This window comes from Pseudomonas sp. NPDC087342, assembly GCF_044744265.1.
Classification (GTDB): Bacteria; Pseudomonadota; Gammaproteobacteria; order Pseudomonadales; family Pseudomonadaceae; genus Aquipseudomonas; species Aquipseudomonas nunensis.
In genome coordinates this window covers 479,608-504,034 of record NZ_JBIUXZ010000002.1, presented here as the reverse complement: position 1 = coordinate 504,034, position 24,427 = coordinate 479,608, and the positions used below count along the sequence as shown (strand labels likewise).

Below are 24,427 nucleotides of genomic sequence, written 5' to 3'. Positions count from 1 at the left end.
ACAGGAGGCCACTCATGCCCGTTGTCATCGAAAAACCTTCGCAGCTGGTTACCGCGATTGCCGACGCATTGCGCCTGGCCTTTCCCGGCGTGAAGGTTGGCAGTCCTCAAGACTTTGATAGCACCATCAATTCGACCTGGGTGCTGATCGCCATCGACCACGATGCACCGGGCACTCGCGCCAATAACGGACGCATTGCGCATGTCCTGTCGGTTTCGTTGCAAGTCGTGTTGCCGACGCCAGGGCCCGAGGTGTGCGACTTGGTCAGCGAGTTGAAAAATCTCGTGACCGACAATCGCTGGAAACTGCCAGCCGATCAATGCGACTTGCCGCAGGACGTTGATGGGCTCCCGGCCATCACCCTCAGCGGTACACGGGAATACAACGCCTGGACCGTTTCATTCATCCAGACGCTGTACCTCGGGCCGCTGTTGCTCGAAGACCCGACCGGCATCCCGAAATTCGCCCGGACCTGGGAGGTGTCGAACATCGACGACCCGGATCAATACACCGCACTCGAGGACTAGCCCATGTTTGATGCGCTGCTAAGGATGCAACTGGGCCCGATCATCGAGCGACTGGCGCAGATGGAAACCGAGCTTGAAGACCTGTATCGACGCGCCGACAGCTTTTGTCGGATCGGCGTGTGCCAGGAGGTCGATGCTGCCAGCAATACCTGCAAGGTCCGCCACGGTGAATTGCTGACCCCGGCCATCCGCTTTTTCAACCCGAGTGCCGGTGCTCAGAGCGAATCGCGGATCCCCTCCGTCGGCGAGCAGTGCCTGTTGCTCAATCACGGTGGCGGCGAGGGCGGCGCGCAGTCGGTTGCGTTGTTCGGCCTTAACGGCGACCGGTTTCCTCCGGCCTCGACACTGGCTTCGCTGACCCGTCGCCTCTATCAGGACGGCACGGAAAGCGGCTACGACGATGCCAGCCATGTCCTGCACTGGAACAACGGCCCGGCGGCCTTCACCGGTTCTCGTGAATCGCTCGAATTGAGCATCGGCCCGGCCCGACTGGCGATGACGCCCCAGGCAATCACCTTGCAACTGGGCGCGGTCGGTCTGCTGATCGACGCTGCCGGTGTGCACCTGAGCGGCCCGGTGGTGGATCACCAAGGGCGTGTCATCAGCCCCAAATAAAAGGTTTTCCATGATCGGAATCGATAGAAATACCGGAGCCACCGTCGACGACTGGCTGCAGTTTGTGCAGCGTGCAACCCGGGCGCTGACCACGCCGTTGGGCACCCGCCAGAAGCGTCCTTTGTATGGCAGCACGCTGCCGCAATTGCTGGGGCAGAACCTCGGCGACGACGTGCTGATCCTGGCCCAGAGCCATGCGGCACAGGCGTTTTACAACAAGCAGAACGGCATCGACGATTTTGAGCCGCAGGTCATTGTGGCCAGCCGACAAGGTGCGGGTTTACTGCTGCGCTTCGCCGGCACCTGGAAAAATCGTCAACAGACCTTCGAGGTAGTGACATGAGCATGTTGATCCCCGGCCAGAACCAATTGGCCGAGCCGGCCATTGTCACCGTCGAAGCGTTTGAGGACCTGCTCGCAGAGTTCAAGACCTTCGTCGTTGAATACGTCGGCGCCCGCTCTCCCGAGAGCGCGGCGAAGCTTGTGGTCAGCCTGGAAAATGAAAGCGAACTGCTGACCCTGGCGCTGGAAGCCTTTTGTGTGCGACTGCAAACCCACGAGCGCAAATACAACGCCCGCATCAAGCAGATGCTGGCGTGGTGGGCGACGGGTAGCAACCTCGATGCACGCTTGGCAGACATGGGGCTTGAGCGTCAATTACTGGACCCGGGTGACCCGGCGGCATTCCCGCCCATCCCGCCGGTTTTTGAAAGCGATGACGACGCCCGGTTGCGTTATTACCTGGCGCCCCATGCTCCGGCAGCGGGGTCGCGGATGCAGTATCGCCGCGAGGTGTTCACCCTCGGCGAACGGCCCTCGGTGAAAGTCGAAACCGCGGCGGCGGGGGTGGTGACGGTCACTTACACCTTCGACCCGGACGGCTTTGCCGCGCAGGTCAAGGACGGCAATGGACGCCGCACGGCGCCTGGCGAAGTGATGGTCACCGTGCTGGCCCGTGAGGGCGATGGCACGCCGTCCGCTGCACTGCTTACCGGCGTTCGCCAACACTTTGCCCGGCCAGATGTGCGCCCGGAAACGGACCTGGTCACGGTGCAGGGCGCGCAAATCAAGACCTACAAAATCCGCGTCGTCGCGAAGATCAACGCCGGTCCCGATTCGGGGCTGACCAAGGTTGCCGCGCAACAGCAGTTGCAGGCGTATGCCGATTCTTGTCATCGCTTGGAAGGGCGGGTCGACCCGAGCTGGATCGACTACACGCTGCACAGTGCCGGCGCGGTTCAACTGCAAATCCTTGAACCGCTGGCGCCGATCGTGACCACGGCGTTCCAGGCCCCGTATTGCACGGGTGTCGAGGTCGAGGTGGACACGCTATGAGTGATGACATACCTCGGCCGAGCCTGTTACCGGCCAACAGTTCACCGCTGGAAAGGGCTCTCGACCTCGGTTTTGGCCGCTTGCTTGAACGCATTACGCCGCCGTTTCCCGAGTTGATGAACCCCACCGAAACACCGCTGGCGTTCTTGCCGTACCTCGGCGCAGATCGCGGAGTCAGCGAGTGGAGCTCCGCAGCGCCCGAAGCGGAAAAGCGTTTAACAGTCGAACTCGCCTGGCCCACCGCACGCCAGGCCGGTACTCGAAAAGCGCTGGAAAACGCCGCCAAAGGCTTGCAGTTGCAACCCGAGGTGCGCGCCTGGTACGAGCAATCGCCGCCCGGCCAGCCCTACAGTTTTTCCGTCAGGGCCTTTACCGAACAGCCTTACAGCGAAGAAATCGATGCACGCCTCGATCGACGCCTGGCGGACGCCAAAAGCGAGCGCGACACCTTAAAGGTCTCCGTCGGCCTGAGTGCCTTCGGCAATCACGTCATCGCCGCCGCCACCGTGTGCGGCGAGCTGACCACGGTTTATCCGATTGTCATCGAAGGGCTCGAAGCCTCGGGCCAGGTCTTTATGGCCGCCGGGCTCTACGCCGTCGAAACCTCCACTATTTATCCTCAGGGGTCCTAAATGGCCGACTATTACACCCTGCTTACCAACGCGGGGATCGCCTACGAAACTGCCTGCAAAGCGGCGGGCCTGCCGATCAAGTTGTCTCAACTGTCCGTCGGCGACGGCGGTGGCGCGGTTTACAACCCGGCGGCAACCGACACAGCGCTCCGGCGCGAAGTCTGGCGCGGACCGCTCAATGCACTGTTCCAGGATGAGAAAAACCCGAGCTGGCTGCTCGCTGAAGTCACCATCCCGCCGGAGGTTGGCGGCTGGTATGTGCGTGAGGCCGGGATCTGGACTGATACCGGGATTCTGTATGCCATCGTCAAATACCCGGAGTCGTTCAAACCGGTTTTGGCGACGTCGGGGTCGGGCAAAGAGTTCTACATTCGCTCGATTTTCGAGACCAGTAATGCATCGTTGGTGACGCTTCTGATCGATGACACTGTGGTCAAGGCCACCCGTGCCTGGGTCATGAGCTACCTCGCCGAAGAACTCGGTAAGCTTGATGGTAAGCAATCGGTGCGCGTCGCGGCGACAGCCAACGTGGTGTTGAACGGTCCGCAGCAGATAGATGGTGTTGCAGCGGTCGCTGGTGATCGAGTGTTGTTGGCTAATCAGACGTTGGCGAAATACAACGGCCTTTGGGTTGTGGCCAATGGCGCCTGGGCCCGTACGAATGATGCCAATACCAGCGCGAAAGTGACGCCGGGCCTGACTGTGATGGTCGAGGAGGGCACGGCTTTTGGTGATTCACTGTGGCACCTGACCACCAACGGTCCGATTGTGCTGGATACCTCCGCGCTGACGTTTGAAATGTTGGCGGGCCGGACGGGGATTCAACCTGGCACCTACAAAAGTCTGACCGTTGATAAGTATGGACGGGCAACCGGTGGGGCGAATCCTGAAACGCTGGCAGGATTTGGTATCAAGGACACGTATACCAAGCCTGAAATTGAGGCGTTGATCACCAAAGCTTCAGCGTTGCCGGTGGGGACAATTATTGCGTTTCCGGTAGATACGCCACCGCCGGGTTTTCTTGAGCTGGATAACAGCGTCAAGAGCAGTGCAACTTATCCCGACTTGAGCGCGTATCTAGCAGGCAAATACAACAAGGGCGATGAGGGCGTCGGTAATTTCCGTTTACCTGAGTCTCGGGGTGAGTTTCTACGTGGTTGGGATCACGGACGGGGAGTAGATATCGGCCGAGACATTGGGACATTACAGGGCGAAGCCTTTAAGGCGCACAACCATCGTTATTTCGATAGTAACCCCGCGACAATAGATCCTGCCGGTGCCTGGCAGGCTGGCACTATCAATGGTGCGCCGGCCATTATTTCCAGCGGAGCCTTTCTTTCGGGCGTAGATGGCGGTCTCGCCATGCAAATGGTGAATGCAGGTAATACGGTTAACACCGGTGGAAGTGAAACTCGTCCGCGCAACCTTGCTGTTATGTGGTGCATCAAGGCCTGGAATGCACAGGTCAATCAGGGAAATATTGATGTCGCCGCGCTTGCTGCTTCTATCGTGCAGGCAACAGAGACAAAGCAGGGCACAGCAAAAATCGCGACTCAGGCCCAGGCCAGCGAAGGCACGGACGACGCTACTATCGTAACGCCTAAAAAACTGTGCCTCGGGCTAACAGTCAGCCTGGCTACGAATGGCTACATTGTTTTCCCTTCTTGGTTAGGCGGTTTGACGCTTCAGTGGGGCCTCGCAGTCATGCCTGGTACAACAGGCACTTTCAACTACCCAATTGCGTTCAAAACGGCCGTTTACCAGATACTTGCGACTGATGCCGGCAGCGGAGCTCATTCGCTTGGAGTAAGTCCGTTGTCGCTGACAAGTTTCACTGCTTACGGCAACGTGGCTACAACAAATGTTCGATATCTGGCCATAGGTTCATAAGATGCGTTACTACAGCAAATCAAAAGACAGCGTTTACCTGGATGGCGTACACAGCACAATGCCGAATGATGTTGTGCCGCTAACTGAGGCGCGATATCTGGAAGTTATTGCGAACCCCAAACCTGGAAAAGTCAGGAGCCTGGATGAGGATGGCTTACCGATTTTGATTGACCCTCCCGCGCTGACGTTAGCCGAACGTTCAGAGTTGGAGCGTGTGTGGCGCGACGAAGAGATCGAACGCGTCAAATGGCTTCGGGAGCGCCATCGGGATCAACTGGATATTGGCCAAGAGCCGACACTGACTCCCGAGCAGTTTAGCGAGCTTCTGTCCTATATTCGAAACTTGCGCGACTGGCCGCAATCTCCTGAGTTTCCCTCGGCTGATAGCCGCCCGACTCTTTCTGTCAGGGTCTCGAAACAATCTCAATAACGCCCCGCACCGCCGGGGCGTTTTCTTATCCGCTAATCAACACCCCAACAGCCCCTTCCTAAAACCAAGGGGCTTTTTCGTCTCTGGAGAAACCCAAATGGCAGAACGCCAAACCTACACCGTGCTCGTCCCGTTCCCTGTCGGGCGTGGTCACTGGTCCACCGCTGGCCAGGAACTCGACCTGCTCGACGTTGAAGCCAACGCCCTGCTCAGCGCCGGTCGCCTGGAACTGAAAACATCCACCCAAGGCCAACAGGCCGCTGCCAAGAAGGCTGAATAACCATGGCTGAGGTTTTGAACTTCGAGCATAACGGCATTACCGTCAATGCCACTGAATCCCCCGAGGCCATGGGTGGCCTGGGTGACAACGTCATTGGCCTGGTCGGCACTGCGCCGAAAGCCGATCCGCTGATTCCGCGTAACTCCCCGTTCCGCATCAACAGCTTCACCACTCAGGCGCTGCTCGATCCGACCGGCACCGAGTCGGGCACGCTGTTTCAAGCGGTGTTCCAGATCCTCAAAGTGGTGAAGGTGCCGGTCTACGTGGTCATCGTCGAAGAGGGCACCGCCCCGGCCGATACCATCAACAACGTGATCGGCGGCATCGAGCCAGTGACCGGTCGCAAACTTGGCCTGGCTGCATTGAGCGGCGTTCCGGAAGACCTGACCATCATCGGCGCGCCAGGCTTCACCGGCACCAAGGCTGTGGCCAGCGAGTTTGCCTCGTTCGGCAAACGCATCAAGGCCCGCGTAGTGCTCGACGGCAAGGATGCCGCGGTCGCTGATCAAGTGACTTACAGCCAGGAATTGGGCGGCGCCGACCTCGGTTTCGACCGCTGCCTGGTGGTGCACAACATGCCGGCGGTTTACTCCAAAGCGGCGAAGAAAAACGTGTTCCTCTCGCCTTCCAGCCTGGCGATTGCCGCACTGGCCAAGGTCAAGCAATGGGAAAGCCCGGGCAACCAGGTGACCTACGCCGAAGACGTGTCGCGGGTCGTGGAATACAACATCCTCGACACCTCCACCGAAGGCGATCTGCTCAACCGCTACGGCATCAGCTACTACGCCCGCACCGTCCTCGGCGGCTTCTCGCTGCTGGGTAACCGCTCGATCACCGGCAAGTTCATCAGCTACGTGGGCCTGGAAGACGCCATCAGCCGCAAGCTGGTGAAAGCCGGCCAGAAAGCCATGGCCAAGAACCTGACCAAGTCGTTCATGGATCAGGAAGTCAAACGCATCAACGACTGGCTGCAAACCCTGGTCGCCGACGAAACCATCCCTGGCGGCAGCGTGTATCTGCACCCGGAATTGAACAGCGTCGAGAAGTACAAGAACGGCACCTGGTTCATCGTCATCGACTACGGCCGCTACGCGCCGAACGAACACATGGTTTACCAACTCAACGCCCGCGATGAAATCATCGAGCAGTTCCTGGAGGATGTTCTCTAATGTTTACTAACCGCGTAAGACAGGCCATCGCGGCCACCCTGCAAGGCCTGCCGTTGTCGGCGACTGTGGAAGATTTCACCCCGCCGAAGATTGAATTCGACATGGAAGAGATGCGCGGCGGGCGCTTTATCGGCGAGGAGATGGCCAAGAGCGGCAAAGTGCTCAATGCCACGTTGACCCTGCAAGGCGCTGGCCCGGAAATCATGCTGGCCCTCGGTGTGACCTTGGGCGACGACATTCTGCTGAACGTCCGTGAAGCCGGCCAGGATCAGGATGGCAACACCTGGTTCACCTACCACACCGTTGGCGGCAAATTGAAATCCCTCGAAGAGACCAAGTTGAAGATGGGTGACAAGCCCACCACCACGCTCGTGCTGTCCTGCCGTACCTACAACCGCCTCGAAAACGGCATCCCGGTAATCGACATCGACGTGCGCACTCAGAAGTTCATGCTCAACGGCGTCGACATCCTCGGCGATGCGCGCCGCGCGGTGCTGTTGCCGTAAACCCCAGTTAAACGCAAACCCTGTGGGAGCGAGCCTGCTCGCGAAAGCGCTGTGTCAGACACATTGATGCTGAATGTACCGCCGCATCCGCGAGCAAGCTCGCTCCCACAGGTTGCACACCTCAACTGGCTCGCATCACGCACCACCTCCCCATGATCCACCAAGGAATTCATTCATGTCCTGGACGCCCCCTGTTCACGTCTTGCTGTCGCCGATCACCGCCGACAATCAGGCGCAGATCGAGCAGATTCAGCTCAAGCCATTGTTTTACGCCGCGCAAAAAGAGGCCCTGGCCCGCGCCGGCGATGATGAGGACGATCAGTTTTTCGAACTGGCGAAATTGGCCACTGGCCTGTCGGTCAAGGAACTGGATCAGCTCAAACGCCCGGACTACGTGAGCATCGCCCAGTACGTACACGAAATGTCGACCCGTCCCGCTGCTTACTTCCTGGAACAGGAAGGGCACGGCGAACCATCGGCAGACCCCGATCAAGTGCAGCTGCTGCAACCGCTCAGCGCGGGTGGCCGCAGCATGACCGCGCTGACCCTGGAAATGCCGGTCCTGCGCGCCACCAAGGCGATGAAAAAACTGAAAACCGCCAAGGAACGCGCCGAGTTCATCACTGCCCATTGCACCGGGCTGATGATTCCCGATCTGGACCTGCTGACCGTGCCCGACTGGACACAGCTTCAGGTACGCATCGACGATTTTTTAAACAAACCGGCGGACTTCTTTCGGAGCGCGACATCGAAGTAATTCTCGATGTTGTGCCGCTCATTTACCCGGTAAGTGAAGCGGAAATTCTGGAATGGGACGCCGGCAAGGCATTGCGCCGCTACGACATCGCGATCACTCGCCTTGGCGTGAAAAAGGAGTAGAGCGGGATGGCAGAGAGTGACTATTCGCTGCACGGTGCGGACATCAACCGCATCGAGCTGCCGCAACTCGGCAGCGCATCTGAAACGCCGGGACTTGTCGGTTTCGAAGACCCGTTGTCGGGGCTGAACCAGGCACTGACCACGGCCAGCCTCGATATCCGTTTGTTGGTGGTGGAGCAGGAAAAGCTCCGTGAAACCCTGGCGACGCTGAACGGCGCACTGACGTCGCAGCAGGCGTCGCTCAAGGCGAATGCATCGGCGCCTGCACCAGCGCCAGCCAGTGAGGCCAAATCAAAGCTCAAGGCTGAGGTTGACCAGCGTGCGCCGCCAGAGGAGTTGAGACCCGCAATGGCGGCGCAGTCGGCCCTCGTCGACCTGAATCAAAAATTGCAGTTGCCCCCGGATCAGCTTCAGGAACTGGGCAATGAGACCCAGAAGATAGCGGGTGAAAAGCGCACCGCCCCCAGCGGCGCAACAGGTGTGCAGCTGGTGCAGGTGCAGCAGGCGGCGGTTGATGCCCGTGTCCTCAAGGACGTACAACCGCAGGACCGGAAACAGACGCTGACGGATCTCACACGCGACAGCGCCATCATGGCCTCGGCGTACAAGATGGACGTCAAGGACGCCGGCGCGCTCATGACTGGCTGGCGCACATCGTTACACCTTGATCGAGTGAAAAGTCTCGACTTGGGCGATGCGGCAAACCGTCTCGGCGCCAGTCTCGATTTGAAAGCGTCAGCGGCAGATATTGGTTCGGTCGTATTGAGCGGCGGCGAACCAGGTTTGGCCGCCGGCATGGCGCCCGAGCAAGCGGCGGCCATCGCAGCGGCCCTGCTGAGTGCTTCCGTGGGCAAGGAAGAAGCCGGCGCCTCGTTGAAAACCCTTGGCACCGCGTTCGGCAAAGGTGACAACGCCACGCCAGAGCAGCGTGCCGCCTGGGTGCAACTTGATATCGAACCCGGTGCTCTCGCCAGCAGAATGCGCAAGGATGCACCGGGGGCGATCAGCGATGTGCTGGCGGTTTTAAAGAGCAAGCCGGCCGAGCAACAGACTTCGTTGATCAAGACGCTGTTTGAGGGTGACGAGGGCATCGGCAAGTTACTGAAGTCGCCTCAGGATCTGAAGACTGCGTTGTCGGTGGCATCCGACAAGGGCGACGGTGACAAGGGCTCGATGGCGCAGACCGCCGAGGCCCGAGGGAACACCTCGCAAGGGCGCTCGAATGCGCTGGACGCGAGTTTGACCCGACTTGATACGGCGGTCGGAAACGCAGTGGCACCGTTTACCGAGCTCGCGATGCTCAGCGCCGACATGGTGGTCAGCGGCGTGAGTTCCGTGGTGGAAACCTTTCCGAAAGTCACGGCCGCGTTGACCTTGCTGGGTGTTGCGGTTGCAACGCCGTTGCGCGGGCCCATTCTGAACAAACTGACATCGGTGGTCTCTTCCACCGCCACAGAACTGTTCAAACCGGACGCCGGCTTTCTGCCGCCAGGGGCTTCTGGTCCGCCACCTCCGAGTCCTACGATACGTAATCGACTGGCCACGACCATGGCCAGGGCCAAGACCTTCACCGGCCGGTTAGGCGCGCCTCTGGTGCTGGCCAATGCAGGTTATGACGGGGTTAAAGCTCTGATGGCCGGCGATTACAAAGCCGCTGCCGGCGCTGTGGGTTCGGGTGTTGGCGGAGTCGCCGCAGGTTATGCCGGCGCTGCAACTGGCGCCTTGATTGGCAGCTTCATTCCCGTGCCAGTCCTGGGCACTGCGGTGGGGGCTTTGGTGGGTGGCCTCGTCGGTTCCTACTTCGGCAGCAAGGGCGGTGAAGCGCTGGGAGAGTCTGTTTACACCGGGGCTGATCGACTCTTGTCACCGGAGCAGGTCAGCAAAGACCTGACCAACACCCAGACAACCAGCCAGCAAAACGCACTGACCGCCAACATCTACATCAACGGTCAGGATCAAACCAGCGCCACGCAACTGGCCAACCTGGTCGTGCAACACATTTCCAGCCAGTTCGGAATGATGACAACGACCAATCAACTCGCCGTGCGACGTGACACGGCCCTGACCGATGGGGTGGCTTGATGAGGCAGCAAATGGCACTCGGCACGTTCATTTTTGGCTTGTCGAGCAACTTCGCCTATGACGGCCTGGTGCGCAAGTCGGACGGTGGCTGGGTGAAGATCGATATCCTGACCAGCAAGCCCAAGTCCAGCCAGACCGGCCAAGGCCTGCAAACCCTGACGATCAACGGCAAGGCGATGTACGCGGTGGCCATGGACCGACTCGATGAGTTGCGCGCCTTGCAAGCACTGCGAATCCCGCTGCCGCTGGTTGATGGCATTGGTCGCAACTGGGGTCTGTGGCGGATCGACGATGTGACGGAAACCCAAAGCTGCGTGATTGATGACGGCACGGCGATGTTGATCACTTGGTCGATTATCTTGGGAGAGTACGTCAATGCGTAAGGTCCGAACGATTGCCGGTGACTCGGTGAATCTGTTGCTCTACCGCGAAACCGAGCGTTGTGACGACGCAGCCGAAGAAGCGCTGTGGCGCCTTAACCCGACGCTGGCCGAGCAAGGCCCGGTACTGCCGGCAGGCGTCTGGGTGGTGCTGCCGGAACTTGAATCCAGGCCCGCAGCGAAAACGCCGGCAACGACTTGGGATTAAGGAGGCGACATGGCAATCGGATTCACACCGGCGATAAAAATCTATGGGGCCAACGCGACCCTGATCAATCAGCGCCTGATCAGTTGGGAGCACATCGATACCGCCGGTATCGAGTCGGATCAACTGACGTTGGTGCTCGATCTGGAAGGTCTTGAAGGGCTGCCGAGCCTGGGTGGGAAAATCGGCTTGCTCGTGGGGTATCGGGAAACCGGGCTGGTGGATAAGGGCCAGTTTGTGGTGGCGCGGCGGACGCCGACGCTGTTTCCGTTTCGTGTATCGCTGGTGGCGACAGCCGCGCCGTTCAGTGCGGCGGACGAGAGCGGATTCCAGCAGCGCCGCTCGGTCAGTCATGGTCCGACGACCCTGGGGGCGTTGTTTCGCGAACTGACGGCCAAATACGGTTTTTCGCCGAGGGTGGATCCGTCATTGTCGTTGATAAGGATTGCGCATATCGACCAGTCGAATGAAACCGACATGGGCTTCATCACACGCGTGGCAACCCGCTACGGCGGCATCGCCAAACCCTTTAATGAGCTGTATGTGCTGGCGCGGCCGGGTCAGCTCAAATCGTTGTCGGGCAAGGTATTGGCAGACGTAAGACTCTCGGTTACCCACAACAATCGGCCCGGCGACCATGGGTTCATCACCGCGACCCTGGACGATTCCGCCAAGGCCAAGACCCAGGGCTGCAAGATCAGTTGGTGTGACGCTGCCACCGGTTTGCTGCAGTTGGTCGAAGCCGGGTTCGCGCCGTTCAAGACCCTGCGCCTGAGCTGCCAGAACGCAGAAGAAGCTCAGGCGGTCGGCGAAGGTGAAGTGCGCAAGATGGGCCGTGAAAAGCTCAAGGTGAAAATCAGCTGCCCGGGCAATCCTGACTTCTCGGCGGAAGGGCTGGTCGTGCTGGACGACACCTGGCCGGACTTTATGCGCGGGCGCTGGTCGATCGACAAAGTCACCGCCAGCGGCGACCGCGCCGCCAGCTATCGCTGCATGATCGACGCGACCTGCATCGACCCTGGCGCTGAAGCCATCGTCTGATCAAACCCTATAACCAGCACACAACCCCCTGTGGGAGCGAGCCTGCTCGCGAAGACGCCAACCCATTCACCATCAATGTCGCCTGACCCACCGCCTTCGCGAGCAAGCCCGCTCCCACAGGTTTCGACCGTACCTTTCATACAGATGGAGCGCCCTGATGAAGATCACTCCGATCCTCACGCAGTTGCGTGAGCAATGCCCGACCCTGGCCAATCGCATCGCGGCGGGCATCGACCTCACCACCTTGCAAGCTAACACCCCACTCACCACCCCCTGCGCCTACGTCGTTCCCCTCGCCGATGTGGCGAGCAAAAGCCTCGCGCAAAACCTCGCGTTGCAACCGATCCGCGACACCTTCGAAGTGACGCTGGTGCTCGACACCACCGACGCGACAAAAGCGCTGGATCTGTTGCACGACCTGCGCGCCGAACTGTGGCGTGCGTTGGTGGGTTTCAAGCCTGGCACTGACTACGACGCCATCGAATACGACGGCGGTGAGTTGCTTTCCATCAACGCCAGCCGCGCGTTGTATCGCCTGCGCTTTTACGCCGAATTCCAGCTCGGCCGCAATCTGCCCAACCAACCGGCGGAGAGCTGGCACGAGCGTGAACTGGACGGTTTGTCGTCCTTTACCGGGGTCACCGTGCGGGTCGATGCCATCGATCCGGCGGACCCCAATCTGCAACGCCCAGGCCCCGACGGGCGCCTGGAAATGACTTTCTCTGGAGATGTAACCCCATGAGCAAACGCATCACCGTGCTGCCGGCCCCAGGCCGTGTCGTGCCGGACCCGGAAGCGGGCGATCTGTTGCCCCTCGAGGGCCGTGAAGTGCCAGACAACGCCTGGTGGCGTCGGCGTCTGGCCGATGGCGATATCACTACCAAAGCCGTGAAAGCGGCCAAACCACAGGGAGCCAAATAATGGCGATCGGATTCAGCAACATCCCCGCGGACATTCGTGTTCCGCTGTTCTATGCCGAGATGGACAATTCGGCGGCCAATAGCGCGTCGTCGGCCATGCGCCGTTTGATCGTCGCCCAGGTCAACGACAACATCGCCCCGGCCGACGCCGGCAAACTGGTGCTGGTGTCCAGCGTCGCACTGGCTAAAAGCATTGGCGGCCAAGGTTCGATGCTCGCCTCGATGTACGAAACCTGGCGCAAGACTGACCCGATCGGCGAGATCTGGTGCCTGCCGCTGCACAACACCGAAGGCAGCATCGCCAAAGGCGTGCTGACCCTGACCGGCGCAGCGACCCAGAGCGGCGTGCTCAACCTGTACGTCGGCGGCGTTCGAGTTCAAGCGGCCATCGTCAACGGCGCTACCGCCGCTCAAGCCGCCACCGCGTTGGCACTGAAAATCAATGCCGCTGCGGATCTGCCGGTCAGCGCTGCTGCGGCCGAAGGCATCGTGACCCTGAGCGCCAAATGGACGGGCGACAGCGGTAACGACATCAGCCTGCAATTCAATCGCCTGGGCAAGAGCAACGGCGAAGAAACCCCGGCGGGCCTGACTTCGGTCGCCACCGCCATGACCGGCGGTGCCGGTGTACCGGATCAAGTGGCTGCCGTAGCGGCACTCGGCGATGAGCCGTTCGAGTTCATCTGCATGCCGTTCTCGGACCTGAGCACCCTCAACACCTGGCAAGCCGTCATGGATGACAGCACCGGTCGTTGGTCCTGGGCCAAGCAATTGTTCGGTCACGTCTACAGCGCCAAGCGCGGCACCATCGGCACCTTGGTCGCCGCAGGTCAGGCGCGCAACGATCAGCACATGACTATCCAGGCGCTGGAACCGGGTGTACCGCAACCGTTCTGGGTCCAGGCTGCTGCACTGGCTGCACGCACCTCGGTGTTCATCTCTGCCGACGCCAGCCGTCCGACCCAAAGCGGCAGCCTGCCAGGTCTCGATCCGGCGCCGGCCAGCGAGCGATTCACCCTGACCGAGCGTCAGTCGTTGCTCAACTACGGCATCGCCACCGCGTACTACGAAGGCGGTTACGTGCGCATCCAGCGCTCGATCACCACCTACCAGAAAAACGCTTACGGCCAGGCCGATAACTCCTACCTGGACAGCGAAACCATGCACCAGTCGGCGTTCATCGTGCGTCGTCTGCAAAGCGTGATCACCAGCAAATACGGGCGCCACAAACTGGCCTCCGATGGCACCCGTTTCGGCGCCGGCCAGCCGATCATCACCCCGAGCACTATTCGCGGTGAGCTGATTGCCCAGTACGCCAAGCTTGAACTGGAAGGCCACGTGGAAAACGCCGAGCTGTTCGCCGAGCACCTGATTGTCGAGCGCGACGTGCAGGACCCGAGCCGCGTGAACGTGCTGTTCCCGCCGGATTACATCAACGGTCTGCGCGTGTTTGCACTGCTCAACCAGTTCCGCTTGCAGTACGACGACGCCGCTTAAAAACCGCGGTTGAACGTGCGATTTCAGCCCACCTCGCGTGGGCTTTTTATTTGAAGGGAGAAACACCATGGGTCAACTGATTGCGGGCACCTGCTACGTCAAAGTGGACGGCGCTCAACTGACCATCAATGGCGGCTGCGAAGCGCCACTGATGTCCACCAAACGCGAAACCGTCGTTCCGGGTTTCTACAAGGAAACCGACATTGCGCCGTCGTTCAAAGTGACGGCGCTGCACACTCCGGACTTCCCGCTCAAGCAACTGGTGGCCGGCGTCGACATGACCGTCACCTGCGAATTCAGCAACGGCAAAGTCTACGTGCTGGCCGGTGCCTACCTGGTCGATGAACCAGCGTCCAAGGGCGATGACGCCTCGATCTCGCTGGTGTTCAACGGCGTCAAGGGGACCTGGCAATGAGCGGCGCCGTGAAGCTTCAGGTTGCGATCGAAGCCCACGGCGAGCCTTTGACCGAACTCAACCTGCGCCGTCCGACGGTGCAGGAAGTGCGGGCGATCAAGGCGCTGCCGTACAAGATCGATAAGAGCGAAGAAGTCAGCCTGGACATGGACGTCGCGGCCAAATACATCGCGGTCTGCGCCGGCATTCCACCGTCGTCGGTCAACCAGTTGGACCTGGCTGACCTCAATGCGCTGAGCTGGGCCGTCGCGAGTTTTTTCATGAGTGCGGCGTCGGAGCCATCACCGACCTGATCGCAGTCGCCTATGACCTGGCCTGGTTCTGGAAGGTTGACCCCGAACAGATGATGGCCAGGCCACTGGATGTGCTCCGGGAATCCCTGGAGCACGCGCAACGGATCAACGCGATGCAGCAGGTGCAGTGATGGCAGACACAGAAACGCTAAAGAAATCGGTGCTGTTGACCGGCATCGATGAACTGTCACCCAAGCTGGCGGCCCTTGTTTCGAAGGTCGACAGCTTCAAGAAAAACCTCGAACAGGCCGGCCTCGGCAAGCTGGACATCAGTGGTCTGTTCAAGGGCGGTAGCGTGATCACGCCATTCGTGGACGGGATCAAGGCGTCCGACGCGTTCAAGGGCAAATTGGCCGAGGTCAGTGAGTCGGCCAAGGCTATCGATCTGCCGAACGCGCCCGAAAGTGCCGCGCAAAGCATGAATATTTTCAGCCAGTCGATGGCCAAGGTATCGACCTCCATCGACGCCGCGTTGGCTCCGGCGGTCGCCACCCTGGTGGTGAGTCTGGAGCCGTTGTTGACGGGAGTCGGGCGCTTCGTCGCCGACAACCCGAAACTGGTCGAGACGCTGGCGACGGCCGCCATTGCGTTCTCGGCGATGCAAACCGCAGTCACCGGAGCGACCCAGGTGTTTGACCTGATGGGCTCGGTGCTAAAGGTCAATCCGATCATGCTGATTGCCATGGGCGTAGCGCTGGCCGCCGGTTTGATCATTGCCAACTGGACGCCGATTTCCGCGTTCTTCGTCAACCTCTGGGACGGCATCAAGAATGTCGCCGCGAAGGCCATGGCGGTGTTGAGTACTGTCTTCAACTGGACACCGCTCGGCATGCTGATTGCCAATTGGGGGCCGATTACCGGGTTCTTCTCCGGTCTCTGGGATGGCATCAAAGCGGTGACCGCCACGGTGACGGGTTTCCTGAAGGCAGCTTTTTCGTGGACGCCTTACGGGATGATCATCGACAACTGGGCCGGGTTGACCGGTCTGTTTTCGGCGATCTGGGAATTGCTCAAGGCCCTGACGGTGCCGGTGATCGACTTCCTCAAAGGTGTGTTCGACTGGACGCCGCTGGGCATGATCATCAACAACTGGGGGGCCATCAGCGGTTTCTTCGGTTCGATCTGGGCCGCGCTGCAACCGGCGGCCCAGGCCATCAAGGATTTCTTCGGCACGTTGTTCGATTACTCGCCGCTGGGAATGATCATCAACAACTGGGGAGCCATCAGCGCGTTCTTCGATCCGCTGTGGGCCGCTTTGCAAAGCGCGGCGCAAGTGGTCAAGGATTTCTTCAGCAGCGTGTTCGAGTGGTCGCCGATGGCGCAGATTGCGGCCAATTGGCAACCGATCGGCGAAGTGTTTTCGGCGCTGTGGGGCGTGGTGCAAGCATTGGCCGCGCCGGCGCTGGAGTTCCTGCACGGGATGTTCGAATGGTCGCCGCTGGGGCAAATCATCAAAAACTGGGAGCCGATCACCGAGTGGTTCAGCGGTTTGTGGAAAAAGCTCCAGGACGTCATCGCGCCGATCAAGGAATTGTTCGAAGGTGGCTTCGCGGGGGTGATTGCCAGCGTCACCGGCAAGGTCGAAGGCTTGGCCGAGGCGCAGAAGAAAACCAATGCCGAAGGCAAAGGTGAGCTGGCGCCAGCGTTCTTTGGCGCCAGTACCGAACCGTCGTCTACGACAGAATTGACGCCCGGCGGCCTGCCGCAAAAACCGTCGATGCCGGCGGGGTCCCTGACGCAAAACTCCAGTGCCCTGATCCAGCAAACCGCCGCCAACAACCGCACGCAACTCGAAGGTGGCCTGACCGTGCGCTTCGACAACGCGCCGGCCGGTCTGCGTACCGATCAACCGCAAACCAATCAACCGGGGCTGGCGCTCAATTCGCGTATTGGCTACCGCTCACTTTCGCTTGGAGGTTCCAATGAGCTGGCGTGATCGTTTATTGCCGGCGTCCTTTCGCGGTGTCGGTTTCTGGGTCGATCAGGCGAAAACCCCGGTCGGCAAAAAGGGTCAGTTGCATGAGTACCCGCAACGGGATCTGCCGTTTTTCGAGAACCTTGGCCAGCAGGCGAAGATCCACGATCTGACGGCATTCATCGTTGGCCCCGATTGCATGGAGCAGCGCGACAAACTGCTCAAGGCGCTGGAGCAGGGCAGTGGTGAGCTGGTGCATCCGTGGCTGGGACGCCTGCAGGTCAAGGTCGGCGAATGCGACATGACCCACACCCGCCAGGACGGCGGGTTGGTGACGTTTACGCTGAAGTTTTATCCCGATGAACCACTGCCGTTTCCGACGGCGACGGTCAGTACACAGAAAGTGTTGCTGGTATCGGCGGACAGTTTTTTAGGTTCGGCGGTGGCGCGTTTCGAAGACGCGATGACCTTGATCAAGGCTGCGCGAATCGGCATCGCCGACCTGCGCAACAGCATCAAGGACATCTACGGGGTGATTCAGACTCAGCTGCAACCGCTGATCGATCAATACAAGCAGATCAGCGAGTTGGTCAAAGCGGTCAAGGAATTGCCTAAGGAGGTGGTAGCCGAATTCAAGGGCTTGGTCGGCGACATCAAGGAACTCAAGGACTTCGCCCGTGACGGTTACCGTGGCGTGATTGCCAACGTCTCCCAACAGGTCGAAGCCATCCGCAAGGCTGACGCACCGAAGATCACTACCGGTAAGGACACCACCGCTGCGGCCCAGGCCCTGGCCAATCTGGTGCAGGACACGTTGCTGGTGCAGGCGGCCCAATGGGTTGCCTCGATGCCGGTGGCGTCGAAAGTGGTCAAGTTGGGTTCCACGCCCTCCCTCGAACAACAGGCCGAGCAACCGGTCCAGCGCCAGGCTGTGCCGGTGGCCGATGATGTGCTGGCGTTGCGCGCGGCGCTGGATGAGGCGATCCAGCAAGCGTCGAACAAGGCTGATCCGGCTCACTATCAGGCAATGACGGACCTGCGGCATAAGCTCAATGCGCACCTGACGGCCGTTGCGTCGTCGGGTGTCAGGCTGGTCAGCAAGTCGTTCCAGGAGAGTTTTCCGGCCCTCGTCATCGCCTATAAGCAATTGGGGGATGCCACTCGGGTGGAGGAAGTGATCCAGCGTAACGGCATTGTTCATCCCGTTTTCTCTCCGCCGAATGACCTGAAACTCTCCGGGGAGTAAGCCATGAGCGAACTGGATAACAAAGTCACCCTGACCGTTGACGGCCTGGAGTATGGCGGCTGGAAAAGCGTGCAAATCACTGCGGACCTGGAGCGTCAATTCCGCACCTTCAAGCTCGACGTCACCTGGCAATGGCCGGGGCAGACCACGGTGCGACGGATTCAGCCGGGGGCGCCGTGCGAGGTGCGCATCGGCACCGATCTGGTACTCACCGGGTACGTGTTCAAGGCGCCGATCAGTTATGACGGGCGGCAAATCGGGCTGAGTATCGAAGGCAGTTCAAAAACCCAGGACCTGGTGGACTGCGCGGCGACCAACCGTCCCAACCAATGGCATCAGCAATCGTTGTTGAGCATCGTCGAGGCGCTGGCGTCGTCCTATGGCGTTTCTGTGATCAGTGAAATTCCGGAAACCGCCCGGCTCGGCAGTCACACCATCGTGCCGGGGGAAACGGTATTCCAGTCCATCGACCGGTTGCTGACGCTGTTCCGGGTGTTTTCGACCGATGATGCCCAGGGCCGGGTAATCCTGGCCCGCCCGGGCAGCGGCGGACGTGCGAGCGATGTGCTGGAACTGGGCAAGAATATTCTGTCGGCCAGTGCGCCGATGGATTTCAGCCAGGTGTTTTCTGAGTATCGAGTGATCGGCCAGCAGAAGGGCAATGATCAGAAGAGCGGGGCGGCGGCCAGCGAGGTCGAGGCGGTATCCACCGACCTGGGCTTCAAGCGCAAACGGGTCACGGTGATCAACGAAGGCATGCAGATCACCCCGGAACTGGCGCTGCAACGCGCCAACTGGGAAGCCACCACCCGCGTTGGCAAGGCCTCGGCCACCACTTACCAAGTGCAAGGCTGGCGCCAGGCCAACGGCGATTTGTGGCGCCACAACACACTGGTCAGGGTCAAGGATCCGGTGCTGGAAGTGGATGGCGACATGCTGATATCCAAAGTGACGTACTCGCTGTCGGCACAAGGCTCGACCACCACCCTGCAAGTAGCCCCGCCATACACCTTCGACGCCAACCCGGCACCGCCCAAGAAAACCTGAGCCCGACACCGAAATCTGTGGGAGCGGGCTTGCTCGCGAAGACGGCTTCACATTCACCAACGATGTCACCTGACCCACCGCCTTCGCGAGCAAGCCCGCTCCCACAGGGAATTTCCTGTGCACACCAATGCCGTGAACAACGCCGTCCAAATGTGGGAGCGAGCCTGCTCGCGAATGCGGACTGACATTCACCAACGATGTCGTCTGACCCACCGCATTCGCGAGCAGGCTCGCTCCCACAGGGGCCTGCGTCGCTCGTGATTTAAAGGAAACCCAATGAGCCTACTGACCCGCCTCCTGGCGCGCGGCACTGTCGTGCTCGCCAACTCGGCATCCAAGCTGCAATCGCTGCAAATGCGCCTTACCGCCGGCGAAGTGAATGACGACATGGAACACTTCGAGCCCTACGGTTTCACCAGTAATCCGCTGGCCGGCGCCGAGGGCATTGCCACGTTTCTGGGCGGTGACCGTTCCCACGCCATCGTCCTGGTGGTCGCCGACCGCCGCTATCGCCTCCAGTCCCTGGCCGCCGGCGAAGTGGCGATCTACACCGACGAAGGCGACAAGATCCACTTCAAGCGCGGGCGGATTATCGACATCCAGACCGCGACCCTGAACATCCGCGCCAGCACCGCCGTGAACATCGATACGCCCGTCATTAACCAGACCGGAAAAATAGTCTCCACGGGCGATCAAATCGCCGGCGGCATCAGCCAGATCAAACACGTGCACGTCGGCGTTCAGGCGGGCAACGGCCAGACCGGCGTTCCGGCGGGAGGTCAGTAATGTTCATCAGCCAGAACCTCCACGCCGCACTCACCCGCGCGGTGCTGATCAGCCTGTTCACCTGGCGCCGCGCGGCCGATGACGATGCCCTCGATGACGAGGAACGTTTCGGCTGGTGGGGCGACACGTTTCCCACTGTCGCCGACGACCGCATCGGTTCGCGGCTGTGGCTGCTGCGCCGGGTCAAGCTGACCCGGCAAACACAGATGGACGCCGAGTTCTATGCCCGCGAAGCCCTCCAATGGCTGATCGACGACGGCCACTGCAGCGCCATCGACATCATCAGCGAACGCCTCGACGCCCAGCGCCTGAACCTGCGCACGGTCCTGACCCTGGCCGATGGCGAGCGCCTGGACATCAACCCTGATAACAGTTGGCAGGTGATCTATGCCGTTTGAAACCCCTTCGCTGCCGGTGCTGATCAAGCGCACCCAAAGCGACCTGGCCAGCGATTCGCTGCGCCAGTCCGATGCGCAAGTGTTGGCGCGTACCCTCGGTGGCGCCGCTTATGGTTTGTATGGCTACCTCGACTGGATCGCCGAGCAGATCCTCCCGGACAAGGCCGGCGAATCGACCCTGGAACGGATTGCCGCTCTGCGCCTGAACCAGCCACGCAAAGCCGCGCAAGCCGCCAGCGGCAGCGTCAGTTTTACCGCCAGCGCCGGTGCCGTGCTGGATGCCGACACCTTGCTGCAATCGAGCGACGGCCGCACCTACAAAGTGACCGCGTCGCGCACCACCAGCAACCGTCTCAACACCACCAGCATCGCCGCGCTCGACGCCGGCAGCCTGGGCAATGCCGACGCCGGCATGACGCTGATTCCGGTGCAGCCGATCCTCGGGATTGTCGGTAACAGCTTCACGGTGTTGGCGCCGGGCCTGATCGGCGGAGTGGCCCGGGAAAGCCTGGAATCCCTGCGCTCGCGGGTGATCAGTTCCTATCGGATCATTCCGCATGGCGGCTCGGCGCAAGACTACGAAACCTGGGCGCTGGAATGCCCCGGCGTGACCCGGGCGTGGTGTCGCAGCACCCTCGCGAAACTCGGCATCGTCAACCTGTACATCATGCGCGACGACGATCCGCAACCCGTGCCGAATGCCGCGCAACTGGCTGAAGTCCAGGCCTATATCGAACCGTTGCGCCCGGTCACCGCCGAGTTGCATGTGTTGCCGCCGGTGCAGGTGCCGGTCACCTACAGACTGACCCTGACCCCTGACACAACCGCCGTGCGAGCCGCTGTCGAAGCGCAACTGCGTGACTTACATAACCGCGAGGCCGGCCTGGGCGACACCTTATTGATCAGTCATATCCGCGAAGCGATCAGCAGCGCTACAGGCGAAAGCGACCACACACTGACCGCGCCCATCGCCAATGTCGATGCTGACTTCAATCAATTGCTGATCTTCGGAGGTTGCATATGGGGGGGCTAAGAACCGCCGCGCAATACCACGCGCAACTGCGCAGCCTGCTGCCCAGCGGCCCGGCGTGGGATCCCGAGCGGGTTCCGGAACTGGAAGAGGTGCTCGACGGCATCGCCCAGGAACTGGCTCGACTCGACGCCCGCGCCGCTGACCTGCTCAACGAAATGGACCCGGCCGGCGTCAGCGAACTGGTACCCGATTGGGAGCGGGTGATGAACCTGCCCGACCCGTGCCTGGGCGCCACGCCGTTGTTCGATGACCGTCGTCTCGCGGTGCGCCGGCGCTTGCTTGCGGTCGGCAGCCAGGCGGTCGGTTACTACCTTGAGATCGCCAAAAGCCAGGGCTACCCGAACGCCACCATCACCGAACTCGAAGCCCCGCGCATGGGCCGCTCGCGTTTTGGTGCGGCGCACTGGGGCACCTGGGAGGCGCAATTCATGTGGACCCTTAACACCGGCGGACGATTGCTGCTGGGCCGGCGTTTCGGCGCGAGCTATTGGGGCGAGCGCTTCGGCGTCAATCCAGGCTCGGCCCTGGAATGCCTGATCCACCGCAGCGCCCCGGCGCATACCAAGGTGCACATCAATTATGACTAGGGAGTAGAGCGATGGATTTTCCAACGAAAGTGCCCAGCGCCGGATTGGTCAACGGCAAGTTTGTCGATGAAAACGCATTAACCGGCACACCAGGTTCGTTGATTCCGGCGGCGTGGGGCAATGGGGTGACCGACGAGATCGTCAATGTGATCAAGTCGGCCGCGCTAGTACCCGATCAGGACACGCATAATCAGCTTCAACAGGCGATTGCCAAAAACATCACGGACAAGTTGCCGGGGCAGGGAACGGAAGCCACTGCCGGCGTGATGAAAGTGGCGAGTCAGGATCAGGTGATCAACAGCGTTGACGACACCGCCGCTGTGACGTCGAAAAAGTTGAAGCTGGGTTTCAGTTCTTCTTTTGGCACCGGGGTCGGCTATATCGCATTTCCGTCCTGGTTGGGCAGTTTCATCATTCAATGGGGCTGGATCAATAGTGCGACGACCGATGTGATTACCACATTGCCGGTCAGCTTCAATTCAAACTTTTCCTGCGTGATCGTCTGTAACGGATACACCGCAAATTCCGGTTCTATCGGTTATCTGGCGGCCTCTCCGCGGAGCATGTCATCCATCGCCTCCCGGGGTTCCAGCCCTTCTCTGGGTGCTCAATTTATTGCAATAGGTAAATAGGTCCTCCTATGAAAATTTACTGGAGTCCTTCGACGGAAGGTTTTTTCGATTCGCGTATCAATTCGGTGATGCCCAAGGACGCCGTTGAAGTCTCGCCGTCCTATCGCGATGAGTTGATTGAAGGTTGTCGGCGTAATCAAATCATTGTTTGCCGCTCCAATGGTTTTCCTATCCTGAAAGAGGCAAACCCCCCGACGCTTGAAGTCAGCGCAGATGCCGAACGTCAATGGCGTGACGGGCAACTGGCTGCAACCGATGCGGCGGTCGCTCGGCATCGTGACGAACTGGAAATACTGGGAAAGACGACGCTCAGCGCCGAGCAATACGCACAGTTGCAAGCGTACCGCTGCAATTTGCGTGGCTGGCCCGATTGCAAAAAATTCCCCAACGCCACTGATCGGCCCACCTTGTCGGACGCTGGCAGTGTCGAGGTGAAAAAGACTCGGACCAGGAAAAAAACCTAGCCAAACCCCCCGCGCTATCAGACGCCCACTTACCCGTGGGCGTTTTTGTTTTTATTCAAACATGACCTGCAGTGCCCTGGCGCCAGTGGCCATGCAGGACTTTTTTTTAAAGGGAATAAAACGATGGATTATCCAAAAAGCATCCCCAGTGTCGGACTGGTGAACGGCCGGTTTGTTGATGAAAACCCGGTGGCTGGTACGCCGGGATCGTTGATTCCGGCGGTCTGGGGTAACTCGGTTACGCAAGAGATTTTGAGTGTGGTTGCTGGCGCAGGAATCGCGCCATCGGAAGCGGACAACGGTCAGTTGCTCAAGGCCATCCAGGCGATCATCGGCGTGACCAGCCCGATGCGTTCGGTGGTCACTCGGCTGGCTGCATCGAAGTTGCTCGCGCCAGAAGAACTCGGTCTGGTGTTGATTGACGCCAGCCCCGGCGCGGCCACTATCACGCTGCCGCCGGCCAACGTTGCCATGGGCGTTCGCGACGTGATTGTTCGACGCGTGGACAACAGCGGCAACCGCCTGGTTATTCAGGCTGCTGGCACTGATCGAATCCGGTTTCACACTCATCTGTCGGCGACCGGTTACACATTCCTGGTGCTGATGGGCGGCGGCGACTGGTGGCAGCTGCGCAGCGATGGCGCCGGCAGTTGGTGGCCGGTGGGGCGGTTTGACAACACGCCGTTGGGGCGACCGTTTTTCGAGACGACCACGCTGCTGAGCCCGGGTGGCTATGGCGCGCTCAATGGCACGGTGATGAATCGTGCGCAATGGCCATGGTTGTGGGATCACGCGCAGCAGTCGGGAATGCTTGGCACCGAGGCCGCACGGGTGGGCAACGAAGGCAAATGGACCAGCGGCGACGGGGCGTTGACGTTTCGTGGGCCTGAAAATCGCGGGGAGTTTCTGCGGGTTTTGGACGAAGGGCGTGGCGTGGATGCGGGACGTGTAATGGGGGCCTTCCAGCCAGGCACTTCACATGCCTACGCCATGGGGGCGAATGGCGGTGGCGCGGTGGGGTCGCGATGGACTGACAGCCTGACGACCATCGGTGCCGCCAACGGTGAGGAATCCCAATATGTCAGCTCGCTCACCAATGGCGGCCCCATCTACCCGGCGGGAACCAACTATCAAATGGATCCTGCCAGCACCTTGCTCTACGTCTACAAATCCCGCCCACGCAACATCGCCTATCCCGGCCGCATCAAACTTATCTGAGGTGT

The 24,427-nt window shown here is 60.4% G+C and carries 29 protein-coding genes and 1 pseudogene; all 30 read left to right on the top strand.

Annotation, left to right across the window (positions count from 1 at the left end; genetic code table 11):
* Positions 1 to 14 precede the first annotated feature (14 nt).
* The 30 genes and pseudogenes from ACIOYV_RS10275 (at position 15) to ACIOYV_RS10130 (ending at position 24,422) form a co-directional block, all read left to right on the top strand.
* Positions 15 to 527 carry a hypothetical protein gene (locus ACIOYV_RS10275; RefSeq protein WP_401323422.1) on the top strand — a complete coding sequence of 171 codons (513 nt, stop codon included), beginning with the start codon at positions 15 to 17 and terminating at the stop codon, positions 525 to 527.
* Positions 528 to 530: 3 nt separating this feature from the next.
* Positions 531 to 1,142, top strand: a complete 612-nt coding sequence (locus ACIOYV_RS10270; RefSeq protein WP_401323420.1) for a phage baseplate assembly protein V — start codon at positions 531 to 533, stop codon at positions 1,140 to 1,142.
* Between the two features lie 10 nt (positions 1,143 to 1,152).
* Complete coding sequence (locus ACIOYV_RS10265; RefSeq protein WP_123405816.1) at positions 1,153 to 1,485, top strand: phage baseplate protein; 333 nt, start codon at positions 1,153 to 1,155, stop codon at positions 1,483 to 1,485.
* Positions 1,482 to 2,477, top strand: a complete 996-nt coding sequence (locus ACIOYV_RS10260) for a baseplate J/gp47 family protein (RefSeq protein ID WP_163908745.1) — start codon at positions 1,482 to 1,484, stop codon at positions 2,475 to 2,477. Before ACIOYV_RS10265 ends, ACIOYV_RS10260 begins: the two co-directional genes overlap by 4 nt.
* Entirely contained in the window at positions 2,474 to 3,109 is a 636-nt protein-coding gene (locus tag ACIOYV_RS10255) for a phage tail protein I (RefSeq protein ID WP_054615996.1), read from the top strand. Before ACIOYV_RS10260 ends, ACIOYV_RS10255 begins: the two co-directional genes overlap by 4 nt.
* Entirely contained in the window at positions 3,110 to 4,999 is a 1,890-nt protein-coding gene (locus tag ACIOYV_RS10250) for a phage tail protein (protein ID WP_401323417.1), read from the top strand.
* Position 5,000: 1 nt separating this feature from the next.
* Positions 5,001 to 5,429: a phage tail protein gene (locus tag ACIOYV_RS10245; protein ID WP_401323414.1), complete on the top strand. Its 429-nt coding sequence runs from the start codon at positions 5,001 to 5,003 to the stop codon at positions 5,427 to 5,429.
* 97 nt (positions 5,430 to 5,526) lie between these two features.
* Positions 5,527 to 5,709 (top strand): hypothetical protein, encoded by a 183-nt coding sequence (locus tag ACIOYV_RS10240; RefSeq protein ID WP_054047115.1) that lies wholly within the window; start codon positions 5,527 to 5,529, stop codon positions 5,707 to 5,709.
* Positions 5,710 to 5,711: 2 nt separating this feature from the next.
* Positions 5,712 to 6,878 carry a phage tail protein gene (locus ACIOYV_RS10235; protein ID WP_054047113.1) on the top strand — a complete coding sequence of 389 codons (1,167 nt, stop codon included), beginning with the start codon at positions 5,712 to 5,714 and terminating at the stop codon, positions 6,876 to 6,878.
* Positions 6,878 to 7,384: a phage major tail tube protein gene (locus ACIOYV_RS10230; protein WP_401323411.1), complete on the top strand. Its 507-nt coding sequence runs from the start codon at positions 6,878 to 6,880 to the stop codon at positions 7,382 to 7,384. The genes ACIOYV_RS10235 and ACIOYV_RS10230 overlap by 1 nt, the downstream gene beginning before the upstream one ends.
* Before the next feature lie 175 nt (positions 7,385 to 7,559).
* Positions 7,560 to 8,141 (top strand): phage tail assembly protein, encoded by a 582-nt coding sequence (locus tag ACIOYV_RS10225; RefSeq protein WP_401323408.1) that lies wholly within the window; start codon positions 7,560 to 7,562, stop codon positions 8,139 to 8,141.
* A gap of 128 nt (positions 8,142 to 8,269) precedes the next feature.
* Positions 8,270 to 10,345, top strand: coding sequence for a phage tail tape measure protein (locus ACIOYV_RS10220; RefSeq protein ID WP_401323405.1), 2,076 nt, complete (start codon positions 8,270 to 8,272; stop codon positions 10,343 to 10,345).
* Entirely contained in the window at positions 10,345 to 10,728 is a 384-nt protein-coding gene (locus ACIOYV_RS10215; protein ID WP_401323402.1) for a phage tail protein, read from the top strand. The genes ACIOYV_RS10220 and ACIOYV_RS10215 overlap by 1 nt, the downstream gene beginning before the upstream one ends.
* Entirely contained in the window at positions 10,721 to 10,933 is a 213-nt protein-coding gene (locus ACIOYV_RS10210) for a tail protein X (RefSeq protein ID WP_401323399.1), read from the top strand. Before ACIOYV_RS10215 ends, ACIOYV_RS10210 begins: the two co-directional genes overlap by 8 nt.
* 9 nt (positions 10,934 to 10,942) lie before the next feature.
* Entirely contained in the window at positions 10,943 to 11,971 is a 1,029-nt protein-coding gene (locus ACIOYV_RS10205; protein WP_401323396.1) for a phage late control D family protein, read from the top strand.
* A gap of 157 nt (positions 11,972 to 12,128) precedes the next feature.
* On the top strand, positions 12,129 to 12,713 hold the full coding sequence (locus ACIOYV_RS10200) for a hypothetical protein (RefSeq protein WP_401323393.1): 585 nt from the start codon (positions 12,129 to 12,131) through the stop codon (positions 12,711 to 12,713).
* A complete protein-coding gene (locus ACIOYV_RS10195) occupies positions 12,710 to 12,892 on the top strand; it encodes a DUF2635 domain-containing protein (RefSeq protein WP_007907211.1) in 183 nt (60 codons plus the stop codon). Before ACIOYV_RS10200 ends, ACIOYV_RS10195 begins: the two co-directional genes overlap by 4 nt.
* Positions 12,892 to 14,388 carry a phage tail sheath subtilisin-like domain-containing protein gene (locus ACIOYV_RS10190; protein ID WP_054047097.1) on the top strand — a complete coding sequence of 499 codons (1,497 nt, stop codon included), beginning with the start codon at positions 12,892 to 12,894 and terminating at the stop codon, positions 14,386 to 14,388. The genes ACIOYV_RS10195 and ACIOYV_RS10190 overlap by 1 nt, the downstream gene beginning before the upstream one ends.
* A gap of 67 nt (positions 14,389 to 14,455) precedes the next feature.
* Positions 14,456 to 14,803, top strand: coding sequence for a phage tail tube protein (locus tag ACIOYV_RS10185; protein WP_123511965.1), 348 nt, complete (start codon positions 14,456 to 14,458; stop codon positions 14,801 to 14,803).
* Positions 14,800 to 15,096 (top strand): phage tail assembly protein, encoded by a 297-nt coding sequence (locus ACIOYV_RS10180; RefSeq protein WP_054047093.1) that lies wholly within the window; start codon positions 14,800 to 14,802, stop codon positions 15,094 to 15,096. Before ACIOYV_RS10185 ends, ACIOYV_RS10180 begins: the two co-directional genes overlap by 4 nt.
* Positions 15,097 to 15,226: 130 nt before the next feature.
* Positions 15,227 to 17,032, top strand: coding sequence for a phage tail protein (locus ACIOYV_RS10175; protein ID WP_401323388.1), 1,806 nt, complete (start codon positions 15,227 to 15,229; stop codon positions 17,030 to 17,032).
* Positions 17,019 to 18,257 carry a DNA circularization protein gene (locus tag ACIOYV_RS10170; protein ID WP_401323386.1) on the top strand — a complete coding sequence of 413 codons (1,239 nt, stop codon included), beginning with the start codon at positions 17,019 to 17,021 and terminating at the stop codon, positions 18,255 to 18,257. The genes ACIOYV_RS10175 and ACIOYV_RS10170 overlap by 14 nt, the downstream gene beginning before the upstream one ends.
* 3 nt (positions 18,258 to 18,260) lie before the next feature.
* The gene (locus ACIOYV_RS10165; RefSeq protein WP_401323383.1) at positions 18,261 to 19,304 is read left to right on the top strand and encodes a phage baseplate assembly protein; all 1,044 of its coding nucleotides are present in this window, start codon (positions 18,261 to 18,263) and stop codon (positions 19,302 to 19,304) included.
* Between the two features lie 276 nt (positions 19,305 to 19,580).
* Positions 19,581 to 20,090 (top strand): phage baseplate assembly protein V, encoded by a 510-nt coding sequence (locus ACIOYV_RS10160; RefSeq protein ID WP_163908762.1) that lies wholly within the window; start codon positions 19,581 to 19,583, stop codon positions 20,088 to 20,090.
* Entirely contained in the window at positions 20,090 to 20,488 is a 399-nt protein-coding gene (locus ACIOYV_RS10155; RefSeq protein WP_102355692.1) for a phage GP46 family protein, read from the top strand. Before ACIOYV_RS10160 ends, ACIOYV_RS10155 begins: the two co-directional genes overlap by 1 nt.
* The gene (locus tag ACIOYV_RS10150; RefSeq protein ID WP_401323379.1) at positions 20,478 to 21,521 is read left to right on the top strand and encodes a baseplate J/gp47 family protein; all 1,044 of its coding nucleotides are present in this window, start codon (positions 20,478 to 20,480) and stop codon (positions 21,519 to 21,521) included. Before ACIOYV_RS10155 ends, ACIOYV_RS10150 begins: the two co-directional genes overlap by 11 nt.
* Positions 21,509 to 22,108 carry a YmfQ family protein gene (locus tag ACIOYV_RS10145; RefSeq protein WP_163908764.1) on the top strand — a complete coding sequence of 200 codons (600 nt, stop codon included), beginning with the start codon at positions 21,509 to 21,511 and terminating at the stop codon, positions 22,106 to 22,108. Before ACIOYV_RS10150 ends, ACIOYV_RS10145 begins: the two co-directional genes overlap by 13 nt.
* A gap of 11 nt (positions 22,109 to 22,119) precedes the next feature.
* A pseudogene (locus ACIOYV_RS10140) lies at positions 22,120 to 22,338 on the top strand (phage tail protein); the annotation flags it as partial.
* 410 nt (positions 22,339 to 22,748) lie between these two features.
* Positions 22,749 to 23,204, top strand: a complete 456-nt coding sequence (locus ACIOYV_RS10135) for a phage tail assembly chaperone (RefSeq protein WP_401323376.1) — start codon at positions 22,749 to 22,751, stop codon at positions 23,202 to 23,204.
* Between the two features lie 123 nt (positions 23,205 to 23,327).
* Entirely contained in the window at positions 23,328 to 24,422 is a 1,095-nt protein-coding gene (locus tag ACIOYV_RS10130) for a phage tail protein (protein WP_401323374.1), read from the top strand.
* Positions 24,423 to 24,427: the final 5 nt, after the last annotated feature.

Coding starts and splice junctions, on each gene's coding strand:
- ACIOYV_RS10220 (WP_401323405.1), top strand. CDS start 8,270: ATGGCAGAGAGTGACTATTCGCTGCACGGTGCGGACATCAACCGCATC.
- ACIOYV_RS10180 (WP_054047093.1), top strand. CDS start 14,800: ATGAGCGGCGCCGTGAAGCTTCAGGTTGCGATCGAAGCCCACGGCGAG.
- ACIOYV_RS10230 (WP_401323411.1), top strand. CDS start 6,878: ATGTTTACTAACCGCGTAAGACAGGCCATCGCGGCCACCCTGCAAGGC.
- ACIOYV_RS10215 (WP_401323402.1), top strand. CDS start 10,345: ATGAGGCAGCAAATGGCACTCGGCACGTTCATTTTTGGCTTGTCGAGC.
- ACIOYV_RS10260 (WP_163908745.1), top strand. CDS start 1,482: ATGAGCATGTTGATCCCCGGCCAGAACCAATTGGCCGAGCCGGCCATT.
- ACIOYV_RS10255 (WP_054615996.1), top strand. CDS start 2,474: ATGAGTGATGACATACCTCGGCCGAGCCTGTTACCGGCCAACAGTTCA.
- ACIOYV_RS10130 (WP_401323374.1), top strand. CDS start 23,328: ATGGATTATCCAAAAAGCATCCCCAGTGTCGGACTGGTGAACGGCCGG.
- ACIOYV_RS10225 (WP_401323408.1), top strand. CDS start 7,560: ATGTCCTGGACGCCCCCTGTTCACGTCTTGCTGTCGCCGATCACCGCC.
- ACIOYV_RS10150 (WP_401323379.1), top strand. CDS start 20,478: ATGCCGTTTGAAACCCCTTCGCTGCCGGTGCTGATCAAGCGCACCCAA.
- ACIOYV_RS10235 (WP_054047113.1), top strand. CDS start 5,712: ATGGCTGAGGTTTTGAACTTCGAGCATAACGGCATTACCGTCAATGCC.
- ACIOYV_RS10270 (WP_401323420.1), top strand. CDS start 531: ATGTTTGATGCGCTGCTAAGGATGCAACTGGGCCCGATCATCGAGCGA.
- ACIOYV_RS10170 (WP_401323386.1), top strand. CDS start 17,019: ATGAGCTGGCGTGATCGTTTATTGCCGGCGTCCTTTCGCGGTGTCGGT.
- ACIOYV_RS10165 (WP_401323383.1), top strand. CDS start 18,261: ATGAGCGAACTGGATAACAAAGTCACCCTGACCGTTGACGGCCTGGAG.
- ACIOYV_RS10185 (WP_123511965.1), top strand. CDS start 14,456: ATGGGTCAACTGATTGCGGGCACCTGCTACGTCAAAGTGGACGGCGCT.
- ACIOYV_RS10190 (WP_054047097.1), top strand. CDS start 12,892: ATGGCGATCGGATTCAGCAACATCCCCGCGGACATTCGTGTTCCGCTG.
- ACIOYV_RS10240 (WP_054047115.1), top strand. CDS start 5,527: ATGGCAGAACGCCAAACCTACACCGTGCTCGTCCCGTTCCCTGTCGGG.
- ACIOYV_RS10200 (WP_401323393.1), top strand. CDS start 12,129: ATGAAGATCACTCCGATCCTCACGCAGTTGCGTGAGCAATGCCCGACC.
- ACIOYV_RS10155 (WP_102355692.1), top strand. CDS start 20,090: ATGTTCATCAGCCAGAACCTCCACGCCGCACTCACCCGCGCGGTGCTG.
- ACIOYV_RS10210 (WP_401323399.1), top strand. CDS start 10,721: ATGCGTAAGGTCCGAACGATTGCCGGTGACTCGGTGAATCTGTTGCTC.
- ACIOYV_RS10205 (WP_401323396.1), top strand. CDS start 10,943: ATGGCAATCGGATTCACACCGGCGATAAAAATCTATGGGGCCAACGCG.
- ACIOYV_RS10265 (WP_123405816.1), top strand. CDS start 1,153: ATGATCGGAATCGATAGAAATACCGGAGCCACCGTCGACGACTGGCTG.
- ACIOYV_RS10195 (WP_007907211.1), top strand. CDS start 12,710: ATGAGCAAACGCATCACCGTGCTGCCGGCCCCAGGCCGTGTCGTGCCG.
- ACIOYV_RS10145 (WP_163908764.1), top strand. CDS start 21,509: ATGGGGGGGCTAAGAACCGCCGCGCAATACCACGCGCAACTGCGCAGC.
- ACIOYV_RS10275 (WP_401323422.1), top strand. CDS start 15: ATGCCCGTTGTCATCGAAAAACCTTCGCAGCTGGTTACCGCGATTGCC.
- ACIOYV_RS10175 (WP_401323388.1), top strand. CDS start 15,227: ATGGCAGACACAGAAACGCTAAAGAAATCGGTGCTGTTGACCGGCATC.
- ACIOYV_RS10245 (WP_401323414.1), top strand. CDS start 5,001: ATGCGTTACTACAGCAAATCAAAAGACAGCGTTTACCTGGATGGCGTA.
- ACIOYV_RS10135 (WP_401323376.1), top strand. CDS start 22,749: ATGAAAATTTACTGGAGTCCTTCGACGGAAGGTTTTTTCGATTCGCGT.
- ACIOYV_RS10160 (WP_163908762.1), top strand. CDS start 19,581: ATGAGCCTACTGACCCGCCTCCTGGCGCGCGGCACTGTCGTGCTCGCC.
- ACIOYV_RS10250 (WP_401323417.1), top strand. CDS start 3,110: ATGGCCGACTATTACACCCTGCTTACCAACGCGGGGATCGCCTACGAA.